The sequence below is a fragment of the Streptomyces sp. NBC_01176 genome (assembly GCF_045039825.1).
Taxonomy (GTDB): Bacteria; Actinomycetota; Actinomycetes; order Streptomycetales; family Streptomycetaceae; genus Streptomyces.
The window spans coordinates 513074-535954 of sequence record NZ_CP108600.1; the positions used below are offsets into that span (position 1 = coordinate 513074).

A 22881-nucleotide genomic window follows, 5' to 3' on the forward strand; every position below is an offset into this window, starting at 1 on the left:
GAAAGGAAACGGTATGACCGCCCCTCTGCACCGCGACGCGCCACCGCCGCCGGTGGCTCCCGACGGCGCGGACCTTCTCCGCGACACCCTGCGCCGGCACGCGGCCGGGGTCACGGTGATCACCTTCCCCGGCCCCGTCGGCTTCACCGCCACATCGTTCACCTCAGTCTCGCTGCGCCCGGCCCTGGTGTCGTTCTGCGTCGGCGTCGAAGCCTCCAGCGCCCCCGCCGCCCGCCGCGCGGACCGGTTCGCCGTCCATGTGCTCGGCACGGCCAACGCCGGTCTGGCGAGCCGGTTCGCCCGCAGTGGCGTGGACCGTTTCGCCGGCGTCCCCTGGTGGGCCCAGGCGGACGGTCTGCCCGTGCTCGACGGGGTCACCGCCTGGCTCTCCGCGCGGATCACACTCCGTCAGACCGTCGGCGACCACCTGCTGGTGGTCGGCGAGGTCGACTCGGGCGCGACCGCCGCGGAGGCCACGGCACTCGTGCACCACAATGGATCGTTCGCCTCGGCGCACCCCCTGGCGTGACCTTGGCCCCGGCGGCTTCCCCGCTGGTGGCCGGCGGCACCCGTGCCGCCGGCCACCCGGAGGGACTAGGGCCGCCCGGAGGGACTCAGGCCGCGAATCCACCGTCCACGGCGATCGTGGCCCCGGTGACGTACCGGCCCGCGTCGCCCGCGAGGTGGGCCACCGTCGCGGCGACGTCCGACGGCTGCCCGTAGCGGCCGAGCGCGGTGAGACCCCGCTGGATGTCGGCGCCCGGACCGTCGGAGGGGTTCATGTCCGTCTCCGTCGGGCCGGGGTGGACCAGGTTGGCGGTGATACCCCGTGGACCCAGCTCGCGCGCCAGTGATCTGGTGAGACCGATCAACGCGGTCTTGCTGGTCGCGTACAGGGATCCGCCGGGGAAGGCGACCCGCTCGGCCATGCAACTGCCGATGTTGATGATCCGGCCGCCTCCGGCCATGTGCCGGACCGCCGCCTGGCACGCGACGATCGGCGCCCGTACGTTGATGTGCAGGACCCGGTCGATGTCGTCCAGCGACAGGTCCTCGACCGGTCCCAGCACTCCGATCCCCGCGTTGTTGATGACGATGTCGAGCCGTCCGAACTCGGCGGCGACCCGGTCCACCGCCTCGCGCACCGCCGTCGGGTCCGCGCCGTCGGCCCGTACGGCCTCGGCCCTGCGGCCCATGGCCCTGATCCGGCCGGCCACCTCCGCCGCGCGGTCGCCGCTGTCCCGGTAGGTCAGTGCGACGTCGGCCCCGTCCTCGGCCAGCCGGAGCGCCACAGCCTCACCGATCCCCCGGCTTCCGCCCGTCACGATGGCCACCTTGCCGTCAAGCATCGCAGTCATGTCTTCGCTCAACTCTCTTTCTCTTTGGCCGACTTGTCGATGCTCTCCGGCGGACCACGAGGTGTCCGGCGGCATTCCGACGTCGTGCTGGGGGCATCACGAAGGGGTACGGCACGGCCAGGTGGGGTTCAGGTCCCCGCCGGGGTGACGCGCCTGCGCGAATGGGCTCCTCGTCGGCGGTCGTCACGGCGATGGTCATCACGGCGGCGGTCGTCTCGGCGATGGTCGTCATGTCGGCGGTCGTCCCGGCGATGGTCGTCATGTCGGTGAACCGGGGGCCGTCGCGTGTGCGTCCGGCACCGGATCCATGTCCGAGGACGCACACCCAAAGGCCCTCCGCGGTCCACGGTCGGCACGGCACAAGGTCCTCACCGGGCCGCACGCCCCCTCCGCCCGCGCCGGGTCGGCGGGCTACGAACGAGGGCCTGAAGGGGTCTGCCGGATCATGGAGAACACCGGCAGTGACAAGATGGCCTGGTGGCACCCGCATCCGCGTGGTGCCGCCCACCGCTGTTCCGGCCGGTCACGGCCGCCGGGAAGCGGTCCGGCGCTGGGGGGGGGAGCTCATGATGCGGGAAGGCAAGCGTATGCGGCAGGCAGGGGTACTCGACGTGGGGTGCCACAGCGCGCTGCTGACGGTGGCGCGGCGGCCGAAGGGCGGGACGCTGGAACCCGTCCTCTCCCGGAAGGTCCGGCTGCGACTGCACCAGAGCCTGGGACCGGACGGGCGGCTGCGCGAGTCGGGGGTCAGGAGCGTGCAGCGGGCGGTGACGGAGGCCGCCTCGGCGGACCCACAGCTGCGACTGCCCGAGGTGTTCGCGTTCGCCACGTCCGTCATCCGGGACGCGCCCAACCGCGACGAGGTCATCGACCGGGTGGCACACGCCACCGGCATCCGTCTGCGAGTGCTGCCCGGTGAGGAGGAAGCGCGGCTGGCGTACGCGGCCGCCCGAAGATGGGCGGCGCCCACCGGCGGCCCCCTGCTCGTCCTGGACATCGGTGGCGGCACCCTGGAGATCGCCTCCGGTACCGCGGACCAGCCCCGCACCGTGCTGTCGCTGCCGTTGGGAGCCCGTACGGTCACCCGCGAGTGGCTTCCGGGCGGCACCGCCCCTTCCAAGCGCCGGCTGGCCGAGCTGCGACGGCATCTGCGGCGTTCCCTGAGCTCGCTCCCCGATCTGCCCCAGGCGGAGCCGGGCGGGCAGGTCCTGGCGTGTTCCAAGACCTTCACCCAGCTGTCCCGGCTCGCCGCCGCGGGGAAGAACCGGCCGCCCCGCACGCCGCAGCGCCTGACGCTGCCCGCGCTGCGGACGACGGTTCCGCTCCTGGCCGCCTCGTCGCCGAAGCGGCGCGGCAGACTGCCCGGCATCTCCCCGCACCGGGCCGAGCAGTCGCTGGCCGGAGCCCTGATAGCCGAGGCCCTCATGGAAACCTGTGGGGTCGACAGCGTCACCATCTGCCCCTGGTCCACCCGCGAAGGGCTGCTCCTGGAACGCCTCGGCGGCGCCCGCACCGACTGACGCGGCTCCTCGGGTACGCCGGTCGGCGAGGAGCCGAGCGGCACGGGGCACCCGCCCGCGGCCGGTGGTGCTCACGCACGTGCCGCTCGGACCGGGCCGAGTTCGCGCCCACGCCCAGGGGCGCGTTCGCCTTCGCGTTCGCATGGCGTTCTGCCCGGGGCAGCCGTCAGACTTGCTGAGGCGAACTGCTCGGCGACGGGAGGTGCGGCGCGTGCGAAGACCGGGCCGTGTCACTCTCGGGCGCGCCATGTCCTGGCTGCGGGCCCACGATCCCGAGCTGGCGGCGACCCGCCGCGCCGTACGGACCGCGCTCGTGATGCCCGCCCTCTTCGCCCTGTGCGGTCAGGTGATCGGCTCGCCCGCGATGGCGACCTTCGCGGCGTTCGGTTCGTTCTCGATGCTCCTGCTCGTGGACTTCACCGGGCCCATGGTGCAGCGGCTTCAGGCGCACGCGGGGCTCGCGGTGGCGTGGGCGGTCCTCATCAGTCTGGGCACGCTCGTCGCCCACCGGATCTGGCTCGCGGTCGCCGTCATGGTCGTCGTCGGCTTCCTGGTGCTCTTCGCGGGCGCCATCAGTTCCGTCCTCGCGGGTGCGTCCACCGCGCTGCTGCTGGCCTTCATCCTCCCGGTGACCTCACCCGCTCCGCTGTCCCAGCTCCCCGACCGGCTCGCCGGTGCGGGACTGGCGGCGGCCGCGGCCATGCTCGCCGTCTCCCTGCTGTGGCCCCGGCCTGCCGCGGACCCGCTCAGCGCACCCGCGGCACGGGTGTGCCGCGCCGCCGCGGAGCAGTTGCGAGCCGACGCGTCCTGGCTGGCCGGCGGCCCCGGTACGGCGAGCGTCGGCCAGTGCCGCATCACCGCCCACCGGGCCGCCGACGCCGCCGCCGACCTGCGCGGCGTCTTCGACACCACGCCCTATCGGCCCACCGGTCTGTCGACCAGCTCGCGCGCCATCGTCCGTCTGGTCGACGAACTGACCTGGCTCAGCGACGTCCTCGCCGACAGCGCGCCCCCTCTCGACGGCCGCCCGGCGTGCGACCCCGACGCCCACGCCGTACGACGGGCCGCCGCGCGTGTCCTGGACGAGGCGGCAGGACTGCTCGACGTCCCGGCGAACCCCCGGGACGCGCTGCGCGCCGCCTCGGACGACCTGGGTGCGTCCATGGCCGGCATGGAGCGCCACGCCACCGGCAGACTGAGCGGGCACCAGGCGGGAGCGGCGACACCGTCACGGGTGCACCCGGTCATCGGAATGCTGGACCTGTCGTTCCGCGCGCAGGAGCTGGGGTTCGCGACGCTGCAGATCGCGAACAACGTGGACCTGGCCGCGTCCGCCGAGCGGCGCAGCTGGCACGACCGCCTGCTCGGCCGCGAGCCCGGCACTCTCACCGAACCGCTGCTCTCGGCGCGTGAGCGGGCCGCCGCGCACCTCCGGCCGCAGTCGGTCTGGCTGCACAACAGCCTCCGCGGCGCCCTCGGCCTCGGCATCGCGGTCTCCCTCACCAACCTCACCAGCCTCCAGCACTCGTTCTGGGTCCTGCTGGGAACCCTGTCGGTGCTGCGCTCGAACGCCCTCAACACCGGTCAGAACGCGATGCGCGCCGTGCTGGGCACCCTGGCGGGTTCGATCATCGGAGCCGGGTTGCTGCAGCTCATCGGCCACCACAGCACCGTGCTGTGGATCCTGCTGCCTCTCGCCGTGCTCATCGCCGGCATCGCCCCCGCCGCGATCTCCTTCGCGGCGGGCCAGGCCGCGTTCACCGTCACCGTCGTCATCCTGTTCAACATCGGTCAGAACCCCGACTGGCACATCGTCCTGCTGCGGATCCAGGACGTCGCCGTCGGCTGCGCCGTGAGCGTGCTGATGGCCCTGTTCCTCTGGCCACGCGGCGCGACGGCCGCCGTCGACCGCGCCCTCGCCGAGGCGTACACGGACAGCGCCCGCTACCTGGCCGGAACGGTGGCGTACGCCGTGGGCCGGTGCGGCTCAGGACCCGCGCCCGCGGCCGGCCCTCCCCTCGAGGAAGGCCGTGCGGCGGCCGCCGCCGCACGGCGGCTCGACGACGCCTTCCGCAGCTATCTCGCCGAACGCGGCGCCAAACCGATGCCCCTCGCCGACATGACCACGCTCGTCACCGGCATCGTCGGACTGCGCCTCGCCGGGGACGCCGTCCTGGGACTGTGGCAGCGCGCCGGCGACGAGGACGCCGGTACCGACCGGGCCGAGGCACGGCTCGTGATCCTGGGCGCCGCCGGCCATGTGACCGGCTGGTACCGGGATCTGGCCGCCGCCCTGGGCCAGGCCGCTCCCGTCCCGGAACCGCTGCCCCGCAATCCCACGGCCGAGAGACGGCTCGTCGAGTCCCTGCGCCGCGACCTGACCGACGAGCGGGGGCAGCCCACCGCCACGGCCGTCCGCATCATCTGGACCGCCGACCACCTCGACGTCGCCCGCCGGCTCCAACCGAATCTGGCGGCCGCGGCGGCACCCCACCCCACGTCCTGACCGGTGCCTCACGTGGGCCACCCTCGGTCGTCGGCGGGGGCGTCCGAACCCCGCGCCCAAAACGGCGGCGGACGCGAAGACCGCTCAGCCCGTGCACAGAGTGGCGACCGCGGTGCGGCGGAGCGCTTCCTCGGCCCGCCCCCAGGGCCAGCCGTTCTCGACCACCAGCGTGCGCCAGCCGGTGGGGCCGAACCAGAACCACAGGAGATCGGCCGTCTCGTCCACCGGGCCGGGAGGCGGCGGGTCCAGGGTGTGCAGGTGGCGGGCGGCGGCGCGCAGCGCGAGCCGGTAGTCCGCGGTGGCGCGCTCCCACAGCGCCTCGCCGTTCTCGTGGACGGGCAGCGCCTTGCGGATCGCCTCGTGCACCGTGAACTGCTCCTCGTTGCCCAGGCGTGTGCCGTGTGCCAGCGCCTTCAGCACCGCCTCGGGTGTCGGCAGGGCGAGCACCTGCCTCATGGCCTGCTCATAGCCGGAATCGACCACGCCCTGGTCGACGATCCGGTCCAGGATGTCGCTCTTGCTGCCGACACTCGCGAAGACGGTCTTCGCGGCGACACCGGCCGCCGCCGCGATGTCGGCGACGGTCACCCGCCCATAGCCACGTCCGGCGAACAGTTCGGCTGCGCACTGCAGGATCAGCGCACGCGTCCGCGCGGCGGCCTGCTCCCGCAGCGGAGAGACGTAGGAGCGTTTGGAGGGCATTCGGACATCCTAGTCAAGGTCATCACACCGTTTCCCTATTCATTAGGTGCCCTGTAACCTCAATCATCGTTCGGCGGGCACAACCGGCGTGAACACGCGCTGCCTCCGTCCCCCGGGCAGACCGACGTCGCTGCACAGATCGCACAGCCGGTGAGAACCGGTGAAAGGTACGGACGCAATGGGCATGGACACCACGGGCCTGGCCCACGGGCTCTTCCGCATCCTCGAGACCGGGGATCCGGCACTGGCCGCCGAGGTGGTGGGCGAGGACTTCCACAACCGCGAAGCGGCCGTGGCGCCCGCCGCCTGCTCGATCCCCGGACCGGCGGGGGTCCTCGCCTCGAGCGCGTGGATGCGGTCCGCCTTCAGCGACCTGCGCTTCCCCGTGCTCGGCACCGCCGGGAACGACGAGCAGGTCTGGGTACGCCTGCGGATGCGGGGCCGCCACACCGGCCCGTTCGTCCGTTTCCGCGACGGCGCCCTCGACCAGGCCATACCTCCCACCGGGCGCGAGATCGACTTCGAACAGATCCATGTGCTCGACCTGCGGGACGGCAAGGTGGTCGGACACGAAGCGGTACGGGACGACATCACCATGCTCGGACAGCTCGGCGTGTTCCCCCCGGCCCCGGCCACCGCCCTGCGCATGGTCGCCTGGAAGGTGACCGGACGCGCCGCGCGCGCGGCCGCCGACGTCACCGCACGGGCGGCCGAGGCAACGGCCCTGCAGCCGATCCGGGCGGCCGGGAGCCGCTGAGCCGGACGCCGCACCCCAGGCGGGTGGGGTCCGGTCCTCTCGGAGGCCGGCCCCGGACAGGACCCGCCACACGGGCCCGACCCGCCGCACGGGCACCTGGTCGTGCCGGCCGCCCAGTCCGTCGCGGAAGAGGGAGCCGTCGGAATGCGGCAGGATGTGGCCATGAGCGTAGTCAAGATCAACGTACTGACCGTCCCCGCCGAGCAGCGGGAGACGCTGGAGAAGCGCTTCGTCTCCCGCGCCCACGCCGTGGAGAACTCCGACGGCTTCGAGTGGTTCGAACTCCTCCGCCCGGTCGAGGGCACCGACAGCTACCTCGTCTACACCCGCTGGCGTGACGAGGCGTCCTTCCAGGCCTGGATGGAGGGGCCCATGAAGGCGGCCCACCAGGGTGCCGGCGAGGGCGGCGAGCGCCCCAAGCCGGCCGCCTCCGGGTCCACGCTGTGGTCGTTCGACGTCGTGCAGCAGGCGGCACCGAAGACCGCGTAGCCGGACCCCGGCACCCTGCACCGCGGTCGGCCGGCGAGGGAGTGGGTCGGCGATGCAGTGAGTGATGCGGGCCGGCGGTCGGTGAGTTCCGCGCCGGCTGCCGGCATCGTCCGCCCGGCCCCCCGTCAAGTGGAGCCCGGTGGTTTGATCCACCCCAGGGACCGCTCGACGGCCCGCTGCCAGTTGTCGTACTCCGCCTCGCGGTGCGCGGGGTCCATGTTCGGCAGCCACTGGCCGGCCCGGTGCCAGTTGCGGCGCAGGATCTCCAGGTCCGGCCAGTAGCCGGCGGCAAGGCCCGCCGCGTAGGCGGCGCCCAGGGAGACCGTCTCGGCCACCATGGGCCGCACCACCGGCACATCGAGCACGTCGGCCACGAACTGCATGAGCAGGTTGTCCGCGGTCATGCCGCCGTCGACCTTGAGCTGCTTCAGGGCCACCGAGGAGTCGGCGTTCATGGCGTCGACGACCTCCCGGGTCTGCCAGCCGGTGGCCTCCAGGACGGCCCGGGCCAGATGTCCCCTGGTGATGTACGAGGTGAGTCCGACGATGACCCCGCGCGCGTCGCTGCGCCAGCGGGGTGCGAACAGACCGGAGAAGGCGGGGACGATGTAGCAGCCGCCGTTGTCCTCGACCGTCCGCGCGAGGGTCTCGATCTCCGGCGCGCTGTTGATCAGTCCCAGGCGGTCACGGAACCACTGGACCAGCGAGCCGGTGACCGCGATCGACCCCTCCAACGCGTAGACCGGAGGCTCGTCCCCGATCTTGTAGGCGACGGTCGTGAGGAGTCCGTGCCGCGACCGCACGACGTCGGTACCGGTGTTGAGCAGCAGGAAGCTGCCCGTTCCGTAGGTGCACTTCGCCTCGCCCGGGGAGAAACAGGTCTGGCCGAACAGGGCGGCCTGCTGGTCGCCGAGAGCGGCGGTGATGCGGACGCCCGGGAGAAGTGAACGGGCCTCCCCGTAACTCTCGGCGGAGGAGCGGATCTCCGGAAGCATGGGGCGGGGGACCCCGAAGAACGCGAGCAGCTCGTCGTCCCACTTCAGCGTACGGATGTTCATCAGCATGGTGCGGCTGGCGTTCGTCGCGTCCGTGATGTGCAGGCCGCCGTCCACACCTCCGGTGAGGTTCCAGATCAGCCAGCTCTCCATCGTGCCGAACAGCACCTCGCCGTCCTCGGCCCGCCGCTCCAGTCCGTTGACATGGTCGAACAGCCAGCGGATCCGCAGCGCCGAGAAATAGGTCGAGGGAGGCAGACCGCAGCGCTCGAGGAAGAAGTCGTCTCCGGGGTCGATTCTGAGGTCCTCGACGAGCGGCGCCGTACGGGTGTCCTGCCAGACGATGGCCTTGCCCAGCGGGACGCCCGTCCGCCGGTCCCAGACCACCGTCGTCTCCCGCTGGTTCGCGAGACCGATGGCGGCCACCTCCGCCGCGCCGACGCCTTCGTCCGACAGGGCCTCCGGGACGATGCGCTGCAGGTTGCGCCAGATCTCGACGGCGTCGTGCTCGACCCATCCGGGGCGCGGGAAGTGCTGCTGGTGCTCACGCTGGGCGACCGACACCAAGCGCCCGTGATGGTCGAACAGGATGCATCGCGTGGAGTTGGTGCCCTGATCGATGGACATTACATACCGTTCAACCATGATCGGCTTCTGCCTTCCGATGTGTCGGTGAGGCGGTGGTGTCACCAGCGAGCTGCGCCCAGCTCCCTGGAAATGGCCCGTGCGGCTTCCCGAAGGAGGGTGACCAACCTGGACCGGGGAACGCCGTGACCGTCGCAGATCCTCTCGACCGGGCCGGACAGGCCGATCGCGCCGACCACGAGACCGCCGTGCCCCCGGATCGGCGAGGCGATGCCCGCTTCGCCCATGGTCATTTCCTGGACCTCGGCACCCCAGCCGAGGTCCCGGATCTCGGTCAGCGCCCGGGTGAGCCGCTCCGGGGTGACCAGGGTGTGCCGGGTGTACGCCTCGAGACCGGCTTCCAGGACCGGCTCCACGGTCACGGCCCCGAAGGCCAGCAGCACCTTGCCGAGCGAGGAGGCGTGCAGTGGCAGCAGCGAGCCCACGTCCAGGGTCTGGAGCGTGTCGTCCGGCCGGAACACATGGTGGACGACGAGGACCTTGCCCTCCAGGGGCGTGCCCAGACGGACCGATTCCCCACTGCGCGCGGCCAGCGCGTCGGCCCAGTTGATGGAGCGCGACCGCAGCTCGTTGATGTCGAGGTAACTGGTGCCGAGGTGCAGCAGGGCGGCTCCGAGCTGGTACTTCCCGGTCTCCGCGTCCTGTTCCACGAAGTCCACGTGCTGGAGTGTGCGCAGGATGCCGTGGGCGGTGCCCTTGGCCAGCCCGAGGGAGGCCGCCACCTCGCCCAGCCCGAGTCGGCGAGGCTCACCGGCGAGCAGACGCAAGATCGCAGCCGCCCGTTCGATCGACTGGACTGGGCCGGCCATGATCCGAGCCTATTACCGCTGCGGAGGGTCCGCTTGACGTGTGGGGAGACGGTGCGAACGCTGCCCCGGACGCGCCGTTCGGTAATGCCGACCGCCGTTCATTGACCCACCTCATTTCGGTCCTTAACGTGCTCTGAGGCCCGGCAACGCGCTGAGGTTCCGGCAACCGGCCGACAGCGCTCACCCCGGAGGAGTAGAGATGGCGCTACAGCTCAATACGAGGCTTCGTGACACGAAGCTTCGCGAGGCAGTCGAGTACGTCTTTCCGCTGCCGCCCGTCGCTGGGGCCGTCTCGGCCGTCCGACGACGCGCGGGCACGGTCCTCACCGACTGGAACGTGTCTCCGGGAATCTTCGAGGACGCGCTGCTGGTGGTGTCGGAGCTCCTCACCAACGCGATCGTGCACGCCCTGCCCCCGGCGGAGCTGCGACTGTCCTGGATCCGGGGCAACGGATACGACACCCTGCGGGTCGAGGTCACCGACGCGGGACCCGCGCGCGCCGCCGGGGAGGATCTCGAAGGGATCGACCCCGACGAGCACGGCCGCGGCGAGGAGATCGTCAAGGCCCTGGCGGCCCGGTACGGCATACGGTTCCACCCCGGCGGAGTGACCCGATGGGCCGATCTCGTCGCGGCGTGAACAGGAGCGGGCGTACGTGAGAACGTGCGTACGTGAGAGCGCGTGGCGCGAGGCCCGCGCTCATGGAGATCCCGTCGCCCAACACCCCCATCCATGCGGAACCCGTCGCTCGACACCTCCGTTCACGGAGAAGGGATCGCGACCGACGTCGTACGGCGGCGCGGTCAGAAGCGGTCGGAGCGCGCACCCGTAGGACGAGAGACCACCAGATCCGAAGCGGTCCGACCCGACACCGGCGGACCTGACCCGGCCGGCTCGGACGCGAGCGGACCGGACGCGCCCGAAGCAGAGGTGGCCGGACCCGGCGTGGCCGGAGCAGCGGCGGCATTTCGGGAAGCGGCCGGCTTGCGCAGCAGGAGCAGCGCGGCGTCATCGTGCAGTCGGCCCCCCACATACGTCAGCAGTTCGTCGTGGAGCGCGTCGAGGGTGCCCGCCGGCTCTTCGGACACATGGCGCGCCAGCCCCTCGGCCAGCGGATAGAACTCGCGATCGTGGTTGCGGGCCTCGGTGACCCCGTCGGTGTAGAGCAGCAGCTGATCCCCGTCGTCGAAGGGCAGCACCTGGAGGCTGGGGACCTCGCCGGACAGGGCGCGCAGCCCGAGGGGCGGAGCCGGGTGGGTGGGCTCCACCGGCAGGACGCTCCCGGACGCGCGTACCAGCAGCGGAGGAGCGTGCCCGCAGTTGACGACCTCCAGATGCCCCGCCTGTCCGTATCCGGCGACCACGGCCGTGACGAAGTCGTCCCCGCCGAGATTGCGGGCCAGGCTCCGCTCGATCCTGCCGACGACGGCGAGCAGATCGGGCTCGTCGTAGGCGGCCTCGCGGAAGACCCCGAGCACGAGCGCGGCGGTCCCCACGGCCGGCAGACCCTTGCCGCGCACGTCGCCGACGATCAGCCTGACGCCGTACGGGGTGGACACCAGGGCGTAGAGATCTCCGCCGATCCGGGCCTCCGCCGCCGCGGCGCTGTAGCGGACGGCCACCTGGAAGGGGCCGACGGTCTCCGGTATCGGCGTGAGCAGTGCGTGCTGGGCGGCCTCCGCGACCGAGCGGACGGCGGCGAGCACCCGTTCCCGGCGCCCGCGCAGTGAGCTGGCCAGGCCGCTCGCCAGGGTGACGGCCGTCAGCGCGGACAGCACGGCCGCCAGTTCACCGGCGGGTACGCCGTCCCTGACGCCGAGCCTCGCGCCGAGTACGGCGGCGAGGAGTCCGATGCAGAACACCCCGCGCGGCCCGTTGGTCGTGGCGGCCAGCGCGGGGGCGGCCGCCAGCAGTGACAGCCAGATCATCCCGGCTCCGCCGACGACGTCGACGAGCACGATGACGAAGACGAACAGCAGGGGCAGTACGGGTACTCCGGCCGCGAGCTGGGCGGTGGCACGTCGCTGGGCGAATGCCCTGAGGGGCGCCAGTCGATCCCTGGTCGGCCGCGACGGCCTGTGGGCGCCACCATGGTCTCGGGCATGACTCATGTTTCGTCCGCAGTCCTCACCTGTGTGCCGGATCACATTCCCGGTATGTCCGTTTCATCCAGGAAACGCGTTCGGTCCGAGCCTCACAAGGAGACAGATTTCAGATAGTGAGAGAGAGACTTCTGGTGACACGGTTTGCGATCGGGATGAGCCGTGTCACGACGTCTTCGAGCCGGGAGACGCGCTCCGCCGGCAGGGAGACGCCGAGCGAGCCCAGCGTGTCCCCGCAGTAGACGGGCACCGCGACGCAGACGGTGCCGAGGGCGTACTCCTCAAGGTCCGTGACGGCCGGAGCCACCGGTGAGGAGTCGAGCCGCCGGAGCAGCTCCGAGGTACTGGTCACGGTCCGCGGCGTGAGGTCGGCGAGGCCGTGCCGGGAGAGGTAGTCGTTGCGGGCGTCGCCGTCCAGTTCCCGCAGTACGGACTTGCCCAGAGCGGTGGCGTGGCCGGCGTCCTCGAATCCCACCCAGAGGTCGACCCGGGGTGCCCGGGGACCGTCGACGATCTCCGCGACCCGGATCTCGCCCTCCTCGTAGAAGGTGAGGTAGGCAGGGGTCGCGAGCTCGTCCCGCAACGCGGCGAGCGTCGGACGGATCCGGCTCAGCAGCGTCTGGCTGTGGGCGGTGCTGTGCAGCGCCTGGAGTTTGTCCCCGAGGATGAAGCCGCCGTCGTCCAGCTTCCGTATGTATCCGTCGTGCACCAGCGTCCGCAGCAGGTGGTACGCGGTGGCCAGCGGCAGGCCCGTCTCGCGCGCCAGCTGCTTCGCGGGAGCGCCGTTCTCGTGCGCGCTCACGGCCTCCAGCAGGCGGAAGGCCCGCTGAACGGACGCGATGAGCGTGGGGCCGTCGTGAGCACCCATAGGACCAGCGTGCGCCGAGTGTGCGGCGCGGGCAACACACCTGCCCCGTTCGCGGCTCCGGCGGCGCGACGAGGTGCGTCAGAGGTCGTCGGCTGCCGTCGCGCGCCCGCCACGGCTCGCGGGTACGGCTCTCAGGCGCAGGAGGGGCACAGCCCGCGGTACGTGACCTCGACCTCGGACACCTGGAAGCCGAAACGTTCCACCGCCGGGAGGTCGGCCAGCGGGTCCCCGGTCGGGTGGACGTCCCGGATGGTGCCGCAGTTGGAGCACACCAGGTGCTGGTGGGCGTGGTGGGCGTTGGGGTCGTAGCGCTTGGCGCGGCCGTCCGTCGCGACCTCTATGACCTCACCGAGGGAGACCATCTCGCCCAGGGTGTTGTAGACGGTCGCCCGGGAGATCTCGGGCAGTCGCTGCGCGGCGCGGGCGTGCACCTCGTCGGCGGTGAAGTGGACGTGGTCGCCGTCGAGGACCTCCGCGACGACACGTCGCTGGGAGGTCATCCGCCAGCCACGCGCTCGCAGTCGCTCCAGCAGGTCACTCATATCGGTTCACCTATTCAGGTTCGGCGGGATACCCGAATTTTACCAGTGAACGTCCGGGCTCCTATTGGATACGGGTTTGGCGCGCTTCTTGACTAAGACTCTGTCCATCGTAGGATCGGTTCTGGCGCTGGCCAAGGGACAGGAAGACTCCAAAACGGCATGAGACAGAGATGTGACGGGACCACCGCCGGGAAGCTGCGCGGTGCCGGCCCGAGGGTGACGGCCGCCCGCGTCGCACGGCTCGCGACCGTCCGGGAGCGTGACCACCTCGGCATCGGGGCGGCCACGTCCGGTCCGCGCGATCGCGCGGACCGCGTCTCCCCTCGGGCCGTCCGTGAGGATCTCCCCACGCTCGGCGCAGCAGCGCCCGTTCGCCGCATCGGACCGGTCTGCGCCCCGGCGCCCCGTCCGAACCCGTACGACGATCACGGCCTCCCGGCCGTCGAGGCCGGGAGTCGTCCACCGGGGCCCCTGCCCCGGCTGTTCCCCCACCCGCAGTACCTGAGCACCACGATCCGCCTGGTCCGGAAGGATTCCCATGTCTGAGAACCATGATGCAATCGTCGTAGACGCGAAGACGGAGGGCGGAGGTGGCTGCCCCGTCGCGCACGAACGTGCCACGCACCCGACGCAGGGCGGCGGAAACCGCCAGTGGTGGCCCGATCGCCTCAACCTGAAGATCCTTGCCAAGAACCCGGCCGTCGCCAACCCCCTCGGCGAGGAGTTCGACTACGCCGAGGCGTTCAACGGCCTCGACCTCGCCGCCGTGAAGCGGGACATCGCGGAGGTGCTGACGGACTCGCAGGACTGGTGGCCGGCCGACTTCGGCAACTACGGCCCGTTCATGATCCGCATGGCGTGGCACAGCGCGGGCACCTACCGCATCAGCGACGGCCGCGGCGGCGCCGGCGCCGGGCAGCAGCGCTTCGCGCCGCTCAACAGCTGGCCGGACAACGGCAACCTCGACAAGGCCCGCCGGCTGCTGTGGCCCGTCAAGAAGAAGTACGGGCAGAGCATCTCGTGGGCCGACCTCATGATCCTCACCGGCAACGTCGCCCTGGAGACGATGGGCTTCAAGACGTTCGGTTTCGCCGGCGGTCGCGCGGATGTGTGGGAGCCCGACGAGGACGTCTACTGGGGTCCCGAGACCACCTGGCTGGGCGACGAGCGCTACACCGGTGACCGGGAGCTGGAGAACCCCCTCGGCGCGGTCCAGATGGGCCTCATCTACGTCAACCCCGAAGGCCCGAACGGCCACCCGGACCCGCTCGCCGCGGCCCGCGACATCCGCGAGACGTTCCGCCGGATGGCCATGAACGACGAGGAGACCGTCGCGCTGATCGCGGGCGGCCACACCTTCGGCAAGACCCACGGCGCGGGCCCGGCGGACAGCGTCGGCGCCGACCCCGAAGCCGCCCCGCTCGAGGAGCAGGGCCTCGGCTGGAAGAACTCCTTCGGCACCGGCAAGGGTGGCGACGCGATCACCAGCGGTCTTGAGGGCATCTGGACGAACACCCCCGTCACCTGGGACAACAGCTTCTTCGAGATCCTGTTCGGCTACGAGTGGGAGCTGTTCAAGAGCCCCGCGGGCGCGAACCAGTGGCGGCCCAAGGACGGTGCGGGCGCGACCACCGTCCCCGACGCCCACGACCCGTCGAAGACCCACGCCCCGACGATGCTGACGACCGACCTGGCGCTCCGCGTCGACCCTGCCTACGAGCAGATCTCCCGGCGCTTCCTCGAGAACCCCGACGCGTTCGCCGACGCCTTCGCCCGCGCATGGTTCAAGCTCACCCACCGTGACATGGGCCCGGTCGTGCGCTACCTCGGTCCGGAGGTCCCGGCCGAGGAGCTGCTGTGGCAGGACCCCCTGCCCGAGGTCACGCACGAGCTCGTCGACGCCGGGGACATCGCCTCCCTCAAGAGCCAGGTCCTCGCCTCGGACCTGTCGGTGGCCCAGCTCGTGTCCGCCGCCTGGGCGTCGGCGTCGTCCTTCCGCGGCAGCGACAAGCGCGGCGGCGCCAACGGCGCGCGCATCCGCCTCGAGCCGCAGAGCGGCTGGGAGGTCAACGACCCCGACCAGCTGGCGACGGTGCTGCGCACCCTGGAGGGAATCCAGAGCGCCTTCAACTCCGCCCAGACCGGCGGCAAGCGGGTCTCGATCGCCGACCTGATCGTGCTGGCCGGCGGTGCCGCCGTCGAGCAGGCCGCCAAGGACGCCGGCTTCGATGTCGAGGTCCCGTTCTCCCCGGGCCGTGCGGACGCCTCGCAGGAGCAGACGGACGTGGAGGCGTTCGCTCCGCTCGAGCCGGCCGCCGACGGGTTCCGCAACTACCTGGGCAAGGGCAACCGGCTCCCGGCCGAGTACCTGCTGATCGACCGGGCGAACCTGCTGACCCTGAGCGCTCCCGAGATGACGGTCCTCGTCGGTGGTCTCCGCGTGCTCGGCGCGAACTACCAGCAGTCCTCGCTCGGCGCCCTCACCACGACCCCCGGGGCGCTGACCAACGACTTCTTCACCAACCTGCTCGACCTGGGGACGACGTGGAAGGCGGTCTCCGAGGACGCGAACACGTTCGAGGGTCGCGACGCGGCCACGGGCGAGGTCAAGTGGACCGGCAGCCGCGCCGACCTCGTCTTCGGGTCGAACTCGGAGCTGCGCGCGCTCGCGGAGGTCTACGCGAGCGATGACGCGAAGGAGAAGTTCGTGAACGACTTCGTCGCGGCGTGGAGCAAGGTGATGGACCTCGACCGCTTCGATCTGGTCTGACGCATGACGTCCGGGCCGGCCGGCCCCGCGCCGGCCGGCCCGGACTCCTCTCGGGGTCCCTGTGCGGGCACCGACCCAGCGCTTCCACGGATGCGGACGGCCCGGGGCACCCGCCGGACGGGTCCGGACGGGTGAGGGACGACGGAGAATCATGGTGTGATGACGCCGTGAGCCGCGCCACCGAAGACACCAACCGCCGCATGCTGCGGGCACGGGACGCGATGGACCGCGCCTGCGCGCAGCCGCTGGACGTCGCGGCCCTGGCCCGGATCGCCCATGTGTCCCAGGCCCACTTCACCCGCACCTTCCGCGCCACGTTCGGCGAGACACCGCACCGCTACCTGCAGCGACGCCGGGTCGAGCGGGCGATGTTCCTGCTGCGGGAGACCGATCGCAGTGTGACGGACATCTGCTTCGCGGTCGGCTTCGGCAGCCCCGGAACGTTCAGCCGCACGTTCCACGACATCGTCGGCCGGTCACCGAGGGCGTACCGCAAGGAAGCGACCCCCGCGAACGTACCCACGTGTTTCACCATGGCGTGGATGCGGCCCACCGGCTGACCCACCGGGCCGGAGGCCGTCGGAGACACCGACCTCCCGCGGTGGTTCGGACCCCTCTCCCCCGGCCCCCCGCAGCCCGCCCCCCGGCCTTCCCGCAGGCCGTCGACTGAGCAGTTTTGGACAAGTTTCCGCCTGGGCCGCCCGGTAGCGTGACGTCCATGTTCAACGCCATCACGCACTCACAGATCTACGTCCTCGACCAGGACGAGGCCCTCGACTTCTACGTGGGCAAGCTCGGCCTGGAGGTCAATTCCGATGTCGACTTCGGCTTCATGCGCTGGTTGACCGTCAACGTCCCGGGACACCCCGATCGGCAGATCCTCCTCGAGAAGCCGGGCCCTCCGGCCCTGTCCGAGGAGACGGCGCAGCAGGTCCGGGAGCTGGTGACCAAGGGCGCGACCGGCGGCTCGCTCATCTTCAGCACGGACGACTGCCGCAAGACGTACGAGACGCTGCTCGGCCGGGGCGTCGAGTTCACCGAGGAGCCCACCGAGCGTCCGTACGGCATCGACTGCGGCCTCCGTGACCCCTTCGGCAACAACATCCGTTTCACCCAGCTGGCCTAAGGCGGCCCCCGGCCACGGTCACGGTGGCGGGAGACGGTGACAGGCCGACCGTCCGGGTGCCGAACCCGCCCGCGGTCGGCCCGTCGGGCGGTCCGTGCCACCCCACGGCCGTCCGCCCGGGACGGCCCCTAGCCTCCTCGGACGACGCCTCTGTCCTGCTCGGTCACGGGCGGCTTCGACTTTCCGCCTCGGCGGCGCAGCAGCAGTTCCCGGGCCGGGTTCTCCACCCCTTCGTACAGGAGCCAGGCCAGTCCCAGTGCCACGGTGAACGCCGCGGCGGTGGCGGTCAGTCCGGCCGCCACACCGAAGTGCGGGGACTTCCCGAGCAGATTGATACCGGCCCGCAGGACGAGCAGATGGATCATGTAGAAGGCGAAGGAGAGTTCACCGAGCCGCACCAGACGTCGGTGCCGCCACAGTGAGGGCCGTCCCCGCAGGTCGGCGACGGCCGCCGCCGGGATCAGCAGGGCGAAGCCGATGATGGTGCAGGTGGTGGCCGAATACCCGGGGGTGACCTGGGGAACCAGGAAGTAGCCGATGATCGTCAGGGCGAGTGAGGCCTCCATGCCGGGCCCGCGCCAGCGTCCGAGGAACACCAGACGGGCGACGGCGGCACCGAGGACGAATTCGGGGAGGCGGGCCGCGGGAAAGGAGTACACCGGCTGGCTCATCCAGTGGTGCGCGTCCGACCAGGCCAGGGCCAGCACCGCCAGCACCGACAGCCCGGCGACGACGGTCACTGCTCGCGCCTCGATCCGGCGCAGTCCCAGGGCCAGCAGCGGGAAGACCGCGTAGAAGAAGGCCTCGCAGGCGAGCGACCAGCTGACGGGGTCGAGTGTCTGCCACCACGGACGCCACCAGGAGTGCGTCAGCAGCAGATTCGCCAGCGCCGAGTTCAGGGTCGGCCTCATCTGGCCGGACAGGGTGAATCCCATGACCAGTGCGATCGCGGCGGTGACGAGGTGGACCGGGTAGATCCGGGCGACACGCCGCCGCCAGAAGGCCACGGCACGGTCGCGCGGCCGTGCCGACCACATCAGTACGAAGCCGGAGAGGACGAAGAAGAACGAGACGCCGTTGGCACCCGCCCCGAATCCCCACGCCATGATGCGGCCGCCGGTGTCCCCGAAGTAGCCGAAGTTGTGCACGTGCAGCCCGAAGACCAGCAACGCCGCCACCCACCGCAGTCCGGTGAGCGAGGGCAGCGAGGGCGGCCGAGGCGTGGGAGCGGACTCGGTCGTGGTCGCTGTCGGGGCCGGCGCCCAGGTCGTCCGGGTCGCCGATGTCATCGCGTCACCTGCCGAGGGGTGTTCGTGGAGGGCATGAAGGAGAGCGTTACCTGTTCGTCATGTTTCATTCCGGCCTCGTGGGGAGCGTCACACCAGCCTCCGCGAGCCCGGGGGGCTCCACTCGGTCCGCGGGAGGCGTGATGCCGCTCGGCGGCCCCACCGGTCCGGCCATGACGCGCCCGCCCAGGGGCCGGCGTCCGGGACAGGACGTTCACAGGTGGGGTCGAAGCCACTTACGTGCATCCAGCCATTACTACCCTTTGTGGACCTGCCGGGGGTCAAACCAGGCCCTCTTGGGTGTGTCGGACCTCGCGCGACCGTGGTCGGCGGCCCGACTCCGGCAACGGGACGCGTTGGTGGGACCGGGCCCGTAGGCTGAGCCTGCTCGGCGGACTCACGTGCACTCAGCCGGAGCCCCAGCGATCGCAGCACAGGAGGAACCGTGGCCGGTCAGTTCGAGGCGACAGCCGAGATCAACCGCCCCGTCGAGGAGGTCTTCGCCTTCCTGGCCGAGGGCACGAACGACCCGAAGTTCAGCCCCAGGGTGCAGGAGATCAAGAAGACGCCGGAGGGCCCGACGGCGGTGGGCACGGTCTTCACGAGCACGGTCAAGGACGCGGGCATGAAGACGGGCCGGCAGTTCCGGATCACCGAGTTCGACCCGCCCCGGCGGATCCGGTGGACGGAGGTCTCGAAGAACGTCGTGACGGCCGACCAGGGTGGCTACGACCTCGAGTCCACCGGTGCGGGCACCACCCACGTCAGGATCTTCAACGTCCTCGAGGGCCACGGCATCGGGAAGCTTCTGGTGGGCCTCGCGCTGAGTGCGGCGCGCAAGGACGCGGACGCGTTCGGGCGGCGGATCAAGGCTGCGGTGGAGGCGTCCTGAGGGACGGAAGTATCAATAGGGACCCCTTGCGGTGATCCGCGAACCCGGATCGTCCGCCTGGGGTCCTGGGTCCTCTTCGCGAGGCTCCGGTGCTGTGCGGCGGCAGGCGCCGCGTGCGTCGGGGCGGAGCCGGGTACGGCCGCCGGGGCGGTGCAGTCAGCGGTGACGCGATCACATCCGCACGGCGCGCCCGTCACCGCGCTCACGTCCGCTCAGGGGCTACTCGCGGCCTTCGCTGATGTAGCTCTCGTACCCGTCGTCGCTGAGCAGCTGGTCGAGTTCACTCTTGTCGGTGAACTTGATCTCGATCAGCCAGCCGTCGCCGTAGGGCTCCTCGTTGACCCTCTCGGGGCTGTCGCTGAGCTCATCGTTGAGGGCGGTCACCTCTCCCGAAACCGGCGCGTAGACCTCGGTCACCGCCTTGACCGACTCGAGGGTGCCGAACGGCTCGCCCGCGGAGAAGCTGTTCCCCAGGGTGGGCAGTTCCGCGAAGACGATGTCGCCGAGTTCCTTCTGGGCGTGGTCGGTGATGCCGACGCGCACCACGCCGTCACGCGTCACCCGCACCCATTCGTGGTCCCTGGTGTACTTCAGCTCGTTCGGGACGTTCGACATGGAGACTCCTTCGGGGCTGTCCTATGCCGAACGGTCGCGTCGGCGGGGCCAGTCTGCGCGAGCCCGTCCGGCCTCCCGTGCATCGCCACCCGAACGGCCCGCAGAGACCGTGTTGGTGCGTTCCGTGCCGGTGAAACGCTCACCCCGTCGGGTGGCCCGCACCGCTTCCCGGGCGTTCCATCGAAGGGTGACCCCTACGCGTATCGACGTGCACGCCCATCTGTGGACCGCGGGTTACCTCGACCGTCTCGAACGGCTGGGGAAGTCCGACACGGGTACCCAGCGCGGGATCGGCGCCGACGCGACGGAGGCCGATCTGGAGGCCCGCTTCGCGCTGATGGACCGTGCGGGCATCGACCTTCAGGTGCTGTCCACGGCCCCGCAGTCCCCGCACCTGTCCGGGGAGTCCGACGCCGTGGCGCTGGCCGAGGCGGCGAACGACTCGTACGCGGAGCTGGTGGCCCGGTTCCCCGAACGCTTCCGGGCCTTCGCCGCGTTGCCCCTCCCCCATGTCGACGCGGCTCTGCGCGAGCTCACCCGCGCCCTCGACGACCTGGGGGCGGTCGGTGTCGGCGTGACCACGACCGTCCTCGGCCGCACGCTCGCCGATCCCCTCTTCCACCCCCTCTACGAGGAGCTGGACCGGCGCGGTGCGGTGCTGTACCTCCACCCGGCCGGCGAGGGCGCCGCCAGCCCGCTGATCACCGAGCACGACCTGACATGGATGGTCGGGGCGCCGGTCGAGGACACGGTGGCGATCATGCACCTGATCCTCGCGGGCATCCCCGCGCGCTATCCGCGGATGCGCGTCCTGGCGTCGCACCTGGGCGGAGCGATGCCGCTGCTGCCGCGCCGGCTCGACAACCATCTGGCCTTCGAGTCCCCCGGCACGCCCGAACCGCCCTCGGTGGCCGCCCGCCGCCTCTGGTACGACACGGTCAGCCATGCGCATCCGCCCGCGCTGGTCGCCGCGGTGGCGTCCTTCGGGGCGGACCGCGTCGTGCTCGGTACGGACTTCCCGTACGAGGACGGGGAGGTGTTCCTGCGGGCCGTGGACCACATCGCCGACTCGGGGCTGAGTCCGGAGGAGGTCACGATGATCCTCGACACCAACGCGGCGGACCTGCTCGGACTGTCCGCACCCTGACGTGCCGACCCGACTTCCCGGGGAAAGCAGGAACCCCGTCTCCGGAAGCCCGGAGACGGGGTTGAGTGGAGCGCCGGGCAGGCCTTGCACCTGCATCTTCCCGCAGGAAGCGGGACGTCTTTCCTTGGACCACCAACGCATTGAGCGGCGACCGGAGTTCGGCCGGGAAGCTCATGATCGAGCATAGCGCAGTCCTCGTCTCCCGGGAAACCGGGTGGCGGACGCGCGGACCGAGTGCGTCGACGGCGGTCGAGGGCGTAGGTCATGGCTCCCGGTGATCGTGGGCGGCCGATTCCAGAGCCGTGAGCTCTTCTTCGGCGATGCGTGTCTCGGCCTCGACGTCGATCGAGCGGGTGAACAGCCAGTAGAGCACCGCGGCGACGGGCAGCCCGATGAACAAGGAGATGTCCGCGCCACCGAGCGCATGCGCGGCGGGCCCGACGTAGAGCGTGCCGACGGAGAAGAAGGGCACCATGACGGCGAATCCGACGAGGTAGGCGACGATGCCGTGCCAGCCCCAACGACCGTAGATGCCACGGGGGTTGAAGATCTCGGCGACCGCGTAGTGGCCGCGGCGCACCACGTAGTAGTCCATGAGGTTCACGGAGGTCCACGGGATGAACAGGTAGAGCACCAGCAGCAGGAAGTCGTTGAAGTTCTCCAGGAAGTGGGCGGTCGCGGCCAGCGCGCCCACCACGGAGAGCGCGGCGGTGAGTCCGAGTGTCACGAGTCGTACGGCGACGGTCGGCCGCACTCTCCTGAACGAGTCGATCGCGCTGATGAGGGTGAGGGAGCCGCCGTACATGTTGAGCGCGGTCACCGAGACCAGGCCGAGGGCGGCGAAGAGCAGCACGATGGCGCCGAACCCGCTGAAGACCTTGTCGCCCGCCGCGTTGATCGAGCGGATCGTCTCGAAGTCCTTGCCCGCCCACCCGGCGAGCAGTGCGCCGAGGGTCATCAGCCAGATACCGCCGAGCGCCGACCCGAAGTACGTCCAGTAGAACGTCTTGCGGACGGTCACGTCGGGCGGGAGGTAGCGGGAGTAGTCCGAGACGTAGATGGCCCAGCTGATCTGGTAGCCGGCGACCACGCCGAACTGGGCGAGGAACGGCGTCCACTTGAAGCCGCCGAGGTCGAAGGAGCCGGCGGGATAGTGCAGGGTGACCAGGATGCCCACCGTGAAGACCCCGAAGATGACGAGGAAGGCGTAGGTGAGGACCCGCTCGGCGCGGTGGATGACGTCGTAGCCCACCAGCGCGATGACGAACGCGATGAGCGTGACCACGACGACCCAGGGCTTGACTCCGCCGTGCACCGTGCTGTGCAGGGCCTCGCCGGCCAGGATCGTGTTGAAGACGTTGAATCCGGCGTACTGCACATAGGCGAACAGCCACACCAACAGGGCTCCGACGTAGCCGAACTGCGGCCGTGACTGGATCATCTGCGGCAGTCCCAGTTGCGGGCCCTGCGCGGAGTGGAAGGCCATGAAGAACGTGCCGAGGATCGTGCCCGCGGCGATCGCGATCAGCGACCAGACGAGGTTGCCGCCTCCGGTGATGCTGATGAGGCCCACCGCCAGTGTGGCGATCTGCGCGTTGGACATGAACCACAGGGGCCCCAGGTGCCACAGCTTTCCATGCCGCTCGTCCAGGGGGACATAGTCGATGGAACGGATTTCCAGACCCGATACCCGTGGCTGCGATGACGTCGACACGAGCGCCTCCTTCGAGGGGGATCACCGAGCGATGAGA

Annotated in this window: 22 protein-coding genes; 12 read left to right on the top strand and 10 right to left on the bottom strand. The window is 70.9% G+C overall.

The window, feature by feature from the left end; all coding sequences use genetic code 11:
- Positions 1-13 precede the first annotated feature (13 nt).
- Positions 14-529 carry a flavin reductase family protein gene (locus OG199_RS01860; RefSeq protein WP_401804789.1) on the top strand — a complete coding sequence of 172 codons (516 nt, stop codon included), beginning with the start codon at positions 14-16 and terminating at the stop codon, positions 527-529.
- A gap of 85 nt (positions 530-614) precedes the next feature.
- Here the strand turns inward: OG199_RS01860 and OG199_RS01865 are convergent, their stop codons facing one another.
- Positions 615-1358 (bottom strand): SDR family NAD(P)-dependent oxidoreductase, encoded by a 744-nt coding sequence (locus OG199_RS01865; protein ID WP_405827498.1) that lies wholly within the window; start codon positions 1356-1358, stop codon positions 615-617.
- A 587-nt stretch (positions 1359-1945) separates the two neighbouring features.
- Between OG199_RS01865 and OG199_RS01870 the strand changes: the two genes are divergently transcribed.
- Together OG199_RS01870 and OG199_RS01875 are read left to right on the top strand one after the other, a co-directional pair.
- Positions 1946-2878, top strand: a complete 933-nt coding sequence (locus OG199_RS01870; protein WP_405827500.1) for a Ppx/GppA phosphatase family protein — start codon at positions 1946-1948, stop codon at positions 2876-2878.
- A 211-nt stretch (positions 2879-3089) separates the two neighbouring features.
- The gene (locus tag OG199_RS01875) at positions 3090-5384 is read left to right on the top strand and encodes an FUSC family protein (protein WP_405827501.1); all 2295 of its coding nucleotides are present in this window, start codon (positions 3090-3092) and stop codon (positions 5382-5384) included.
- Between the two features lie 84 nt (positions 5385-5468).
- Here the strand turns inward: OG199_RS01875 and OG199_RS01880 are convergent, their stop codons facing one another.
- Positions 5469-6086 carry a TetR/AcrR family transcriptional regulator gene (locus OG199_RS01880; RefSeq protein WP_405827503.1) on the bottom strand — a complete coding sequence of 206 codons (618 nt, stop codon included), beginning with the start codon at positions 6084-6086 and terminating at the stop codon, positions 5469-5471.
- A 178-nt stretch (positions 6087-6264) separates the two neighbouring features.
- Between OG199_RS01880 and OG199_RS01885 the strand changes: the two genes are divergently transcribed.
- Together OG199_RS01885 and OG199_RS01890 are read left to right on the top strand one after the other, a co-directional pair.
- Positions 6265-6843 carry an ester cyclase gene (locus OG199_RS01885; RefSeq protein ID WP_405827505.1) on the top strand — a complete coding sequence of 193 codons (579 nt, stop codon included), beginning with the start codon at positions 6265-6267 and terminating at the stop codon, positions 6841-6843.
- A gap of 162 nt (positions 6844-7005) precedes the next feature.
- Entirely contained in the window at positions 7006-7332 is a 327-nt protein-coding gene (locus tag OG199_RS01890) for an antibiotic biosynthesis monooxygenase family protein (RefSeq protein WP_405827507.1), read from the top strand.
- A gap of 125 nt (positions 7333-7457) precedes the next feature.
- Here the strand turns inward: OG199_RS01890 and glpK are convergent, their stop codons facing one another.
- Both glpK and OG199_RS01900 read right to left on the bottom strand, forming a co-directional pair.
- Positions 7458-8972 carry a glycerol kinase GlpK gene (gene glpK / locus OG199_RS01895; RefSeq protein WP_356801256.1) on the bottom strand — a complete coding sequence of 505 codons (1515 nt, stop codon included), beginning with the start codon at positions 8970-8972 and terminating at the stop codon, positions 7458-7460.
- A 41-nt stretch (positions 8973-9013) separates the two neighbouring features.
- On the bottom strand, positions 9014-9781 hold the full coding sequence (locus tag OG199_RS01900; RefSeq protein WP_405827510.1) for an IclR family transcriptional regulator: 768 nt from the start codon (positions 9779-9781) through the stop codon (positions 9014-9016).
- Positions 9782-9980: 199 nt separating this feature from the next.
- Here OG199_RS01900 and OG199_RS01905 point away from each other — a divergent pair, with 199 nt between their 5' ends.
- Positions 9981-10421 (top strand): ATP-binding protein, encoded by a 441-nt coding sequence (locus OG199_RS01905; protein ID WP_356801258.1) that lies wholly within the window; start codon positions 9981-9983, stop codon positions 10419-10421.
- 164 nt (positions 10422-10585) lie between these two features.
- Here the strand turns inward: OG199_RS01905 and OG199_RS01910 are convergent, their stop codons facing one another.
- The 3 genes from OG199_RS01910 to OG199_RS01920 all read right to left on the bottom strand — a co-directional run bounded on the left by OG199_RS01910 (position 10586) and on the right by OG199_RS01920 (position 13294).
- The gene (locus OG199_RS01910) at positions 10586-11893 is read right to left on the bottom strand and encodes a PP2C family protein-serine/threonine phosphatase (RefSeq protein WP_405827512.1); all 1308 of its coding nucleotides are present in this window, start codon (positions 11891-11893) and stop codon (positions 10586-10588) included.
- A 100-nt stretch (positions 11894-11993) separates the two neighbouring features.
- Positions 11994-12752, bottom strand: coding sequence for an IclR family transcriptional regulator C-terminal domain-containing protein (locus tag OG199_RS01915; RefSeq protein ID WP_356801260.1), 759 nt, complete (start codon positions 12750-12752; stop codon positions 11994-11996).
- A 131-nt stretch (positions 12753-12883) separates the two neighbouring features.
- Positions 12884-13294, bottom strand: coding sequence for a Fur family transcriptional regulator (locus OG199_RS01920; protein WP_266707090.1), 411 nt, complete (start codon positions 13292-13294; stop codon positions 12884-12886).
- A 159-nt stretch (positions 13295-13453) separates the two neighbouring features.
- On the opposite strand from OG199_RS01920, the gene OG199_RS01925 reads away from it, so the two are divergent.
- The 4 genes from OG199_RS01925 (at position 13454) to OG199_RS01940 (ending at position 17190) form a co-directional block, all read left to right on the top strand.
- Complete coding sequence (locus OG199_RS01925; protein WP_405827515.1) at positions 13454-13840, top strand: hypothetical protein; 387 nt, start codon at positions 13454-13456, stop codon at positions 13838-13840.
- Entirely contained in the window at positions 13833-16064 is a 2232-nt protein-coding gene (gene katG, locus OG199_RS01930; protein WP_405827517.1) for a catalase/peroxidase HPI, read from the top strand. Before OG199_RS01925 ends, katG begins: the two co-directional genes overlap by 8 nt.
- A 167-nt stretch (positions 16065-16231) precedes the next feature.
- Positions 16232-16624, top strand: a complete 393-nt coding sequence (locus OG199_RS01935; RefSeq protein ID WP_405827519.1) for a helix-turn-helix domain-containing protein — start codon at positions 16232-16234, stop codon at positions 16622-16624.
- A gap of 158 nt (positions 16625-16782) precedes the next feature.
- Positions 16783-17190, top strand: a complete 408-nt coding sequence (locus tag OG199_RS01940; protein WP_356803192.1) for a VOC family protein — start codon at positions 16783-16785, stop codon at positions 17188-17190.
- Positions 17191-17318: 128 nt separating this feature from the next.
- On the opposite strand, the gene OG199_RS01945 is transcribed toward OG199_RS01940, so the two are convergent.
- Entirely contained in the window at positions 17319-18479 is a 1161-nt protein-coding gene (locus OG199_RS01945) for an acyltransferase family protein (protein WP_405827521.1), read from the bottom strand.
- A 442-nt stretch (positions 18480-18921) separates the two neighbouring features.
- Here OG199_RS01945 and OG199_RS01950 point away from each other — a divergent pair, with 442 nt between their 5' ends.
- On the top strand, positions 18922-19368 hold the full coding sequence (locus OG199_RS01950; protein WP_356803188.1) for an SRPBCC family protein: 447 nt from the start codon (positions 18922-18924) through the stop codon (positions 19366-19368).
- A 219-nt stretch (positions 19369-19587) separates the two neighbouring features.
- Here the strand turns inward: OG199_RS01950 and gcvH are convergent, their stop codons facing one another.
- A complete protein-coding gene (gcvH, locus tag OG199_RS01955; protein WP_356803187.1) occupies positions 19588-19983 on the bottom strand; it encodes a glycine cleavage system protein GcvH in 396 nt (131 codons plus the stop codon).
- Positions 19984-20170: 187 nt separating this feature from the next.
- On the opposite strand from gcvH, the gene OG199_RS01960 reads away from it, so the two are divergent.
- Complete coding sequence (locus OG199_RS01960; RefSeq protein ID WP_356803185.1) at positions 20171-21130, top strand: amidohydrolase family protein; 960 nt, start codon at positions 20171-20173, stop codon at positions 21128-21130.
- 262 nt (positions 21131-21392) lie between these two features.
- On the opposite strand, the gene OG199_RS01965 is transcribed toward OG199_RS01960, so the two are convergent.
- Positions 21393-22844 carry a purine-cytosine permease family protein gene (locus OG199_RS01965; RefSeq protein ID WP_405827523.1) on the bottom strand — a complete coding sequence of 484 codons (1452 nt, stop codon included), beginning with the start codon at positions 22842-22844 and terminating at the stop codon, positions 21393-21395.
- Between the last annotated feature and the right edge of the window lie 37 nt (positions 22845-22881).

What these genes read in the sequence shown, in the direction of transcription:
- OG199_RS01860 (WP_401804789.1), top strand. Translation starts at nt 14, where the DNA reads ATGACCGCCCCTCTGCACCGCGACGCGCCACCGCCGCCGGTGGCTCCC.
- OG199_RS01890 (WP_405827507.1), top strand. Translation starts at nt 7,006, where the DNA reads ATGAGCGTAGTCAAGATCAACGTACTGACCGTCCCCGCCGAGCAGCGG.
- OG199_RS01915 (WP_356801260.1), bottom strand. Translation starts at nt 12,752, where the DNA reads ATGGGTGCTCACGACGGCCCCACGCTCATCGCGTCCGTTCAGCGGGCC.
- OG199_RS01885 (WP_405827505.1), top strand. Translation starts at nt 6,265, where the DNA reads ATGGGCATGGACACCACGGGCCTGGCCCACGGGCTCTTCCGCATCCTC.
- OG199_RS01925 (WP_405827515.1), top strand. Translation starts at nt 13,454, where the DNA reads ATGAGACAGAGATGTGACGGGACCACCGCCGGGAAGCTGCGCGGTGCC.
- OG199_RS01905 (WP_356801258.1), top strand. Translation starts at nt 9,981, where the DNA reads ATGGCGCTACAGCTCAATACGAGGCTTCGTGACACGAAGCTTCGCGAG.
- glpK (WP_356801256.1), bottom strand. Translation starts at nt 8,972, where the DNA reads ATGGTTGAACGGTATGTAATGTCCATCGATCAGGGCACCAACTCCACG.
- katG (WP_405827517.1), top strand. Translation starts at nt 13,833, where the DNA reads ATGTCTGAGAACCATGATGCAATCGTCGTAGACGCGAAGACGGAGGGC.
- OG199_RS01945 (WP_405827521.1), bottom strand. Translation starts at nt 18,479, where the DNA reads ATGACATCGGCGACCCGGACGACCTGGGCGCCGGCCCCGACAGCGACC.
- OG199_RS01880 (WP_405827503.1), bottom strand. Translation starts at nt 6,086, where the DNA reads ATGCCCTCCAAACGCTCCTACGTCTCTCCGCTGCGGGAGCAGGCCGCC.
- OG199_RS01910 (WP_405827512.1), bottom strand. Translation starts at nt 11,893, where the DNA reads ATGAGTCATGCCCGAGACCATGGTGGCGCCCACAGGCCGTCGCGGCCG.
- gcvH (WP_356803187.1), bottom strand. Translation starts at nt 19,983, where the DNA reads ATGTCGAACGTCCCGAACGAGCTGAAGTACACCAGGGACCACGAATGG.
- OG199_RS01865 (WP_405827498.1), bottom strand. Translation starts at nt 1,358, where the DNA reads ATGACTGCGATGCTTGACGGCAAGGTGGCCATCGTGACGGGCGGAAGC.
- OG199_RS01920 (WP_266707090.1), bottom strand. Translation starts at nt 13,294, where the DNA reads ATGAGTGACCTGCTGGAGCGACTGCGAGCGCGTGGCTGGCGGATGACC.
- OG199_RS01870 (WP_405827500.1), top strand. Translation starts at nt 1,946, where the DNA reads ATGCGGCAGGCAGGGGTACTCGACGTGGGGTGCCACAGCGCGCTGCTG.
- OG199_RS01900 (WP_405827510.1), bottom strand. Translation starts at nt 9,781, where the DNA reads ATGGCCGGCCCAGTCCAGTCGATCGAACGGGCGGCTGCGATCTTGCGT.
- OG199_RS01940 (WP_356803192.1), top strand. Translation starts at nt 16,783, where the DNA reads ATGTTCAACGCCATCACGCACTCACAGATCTACGTCCTCGACCAGGAC.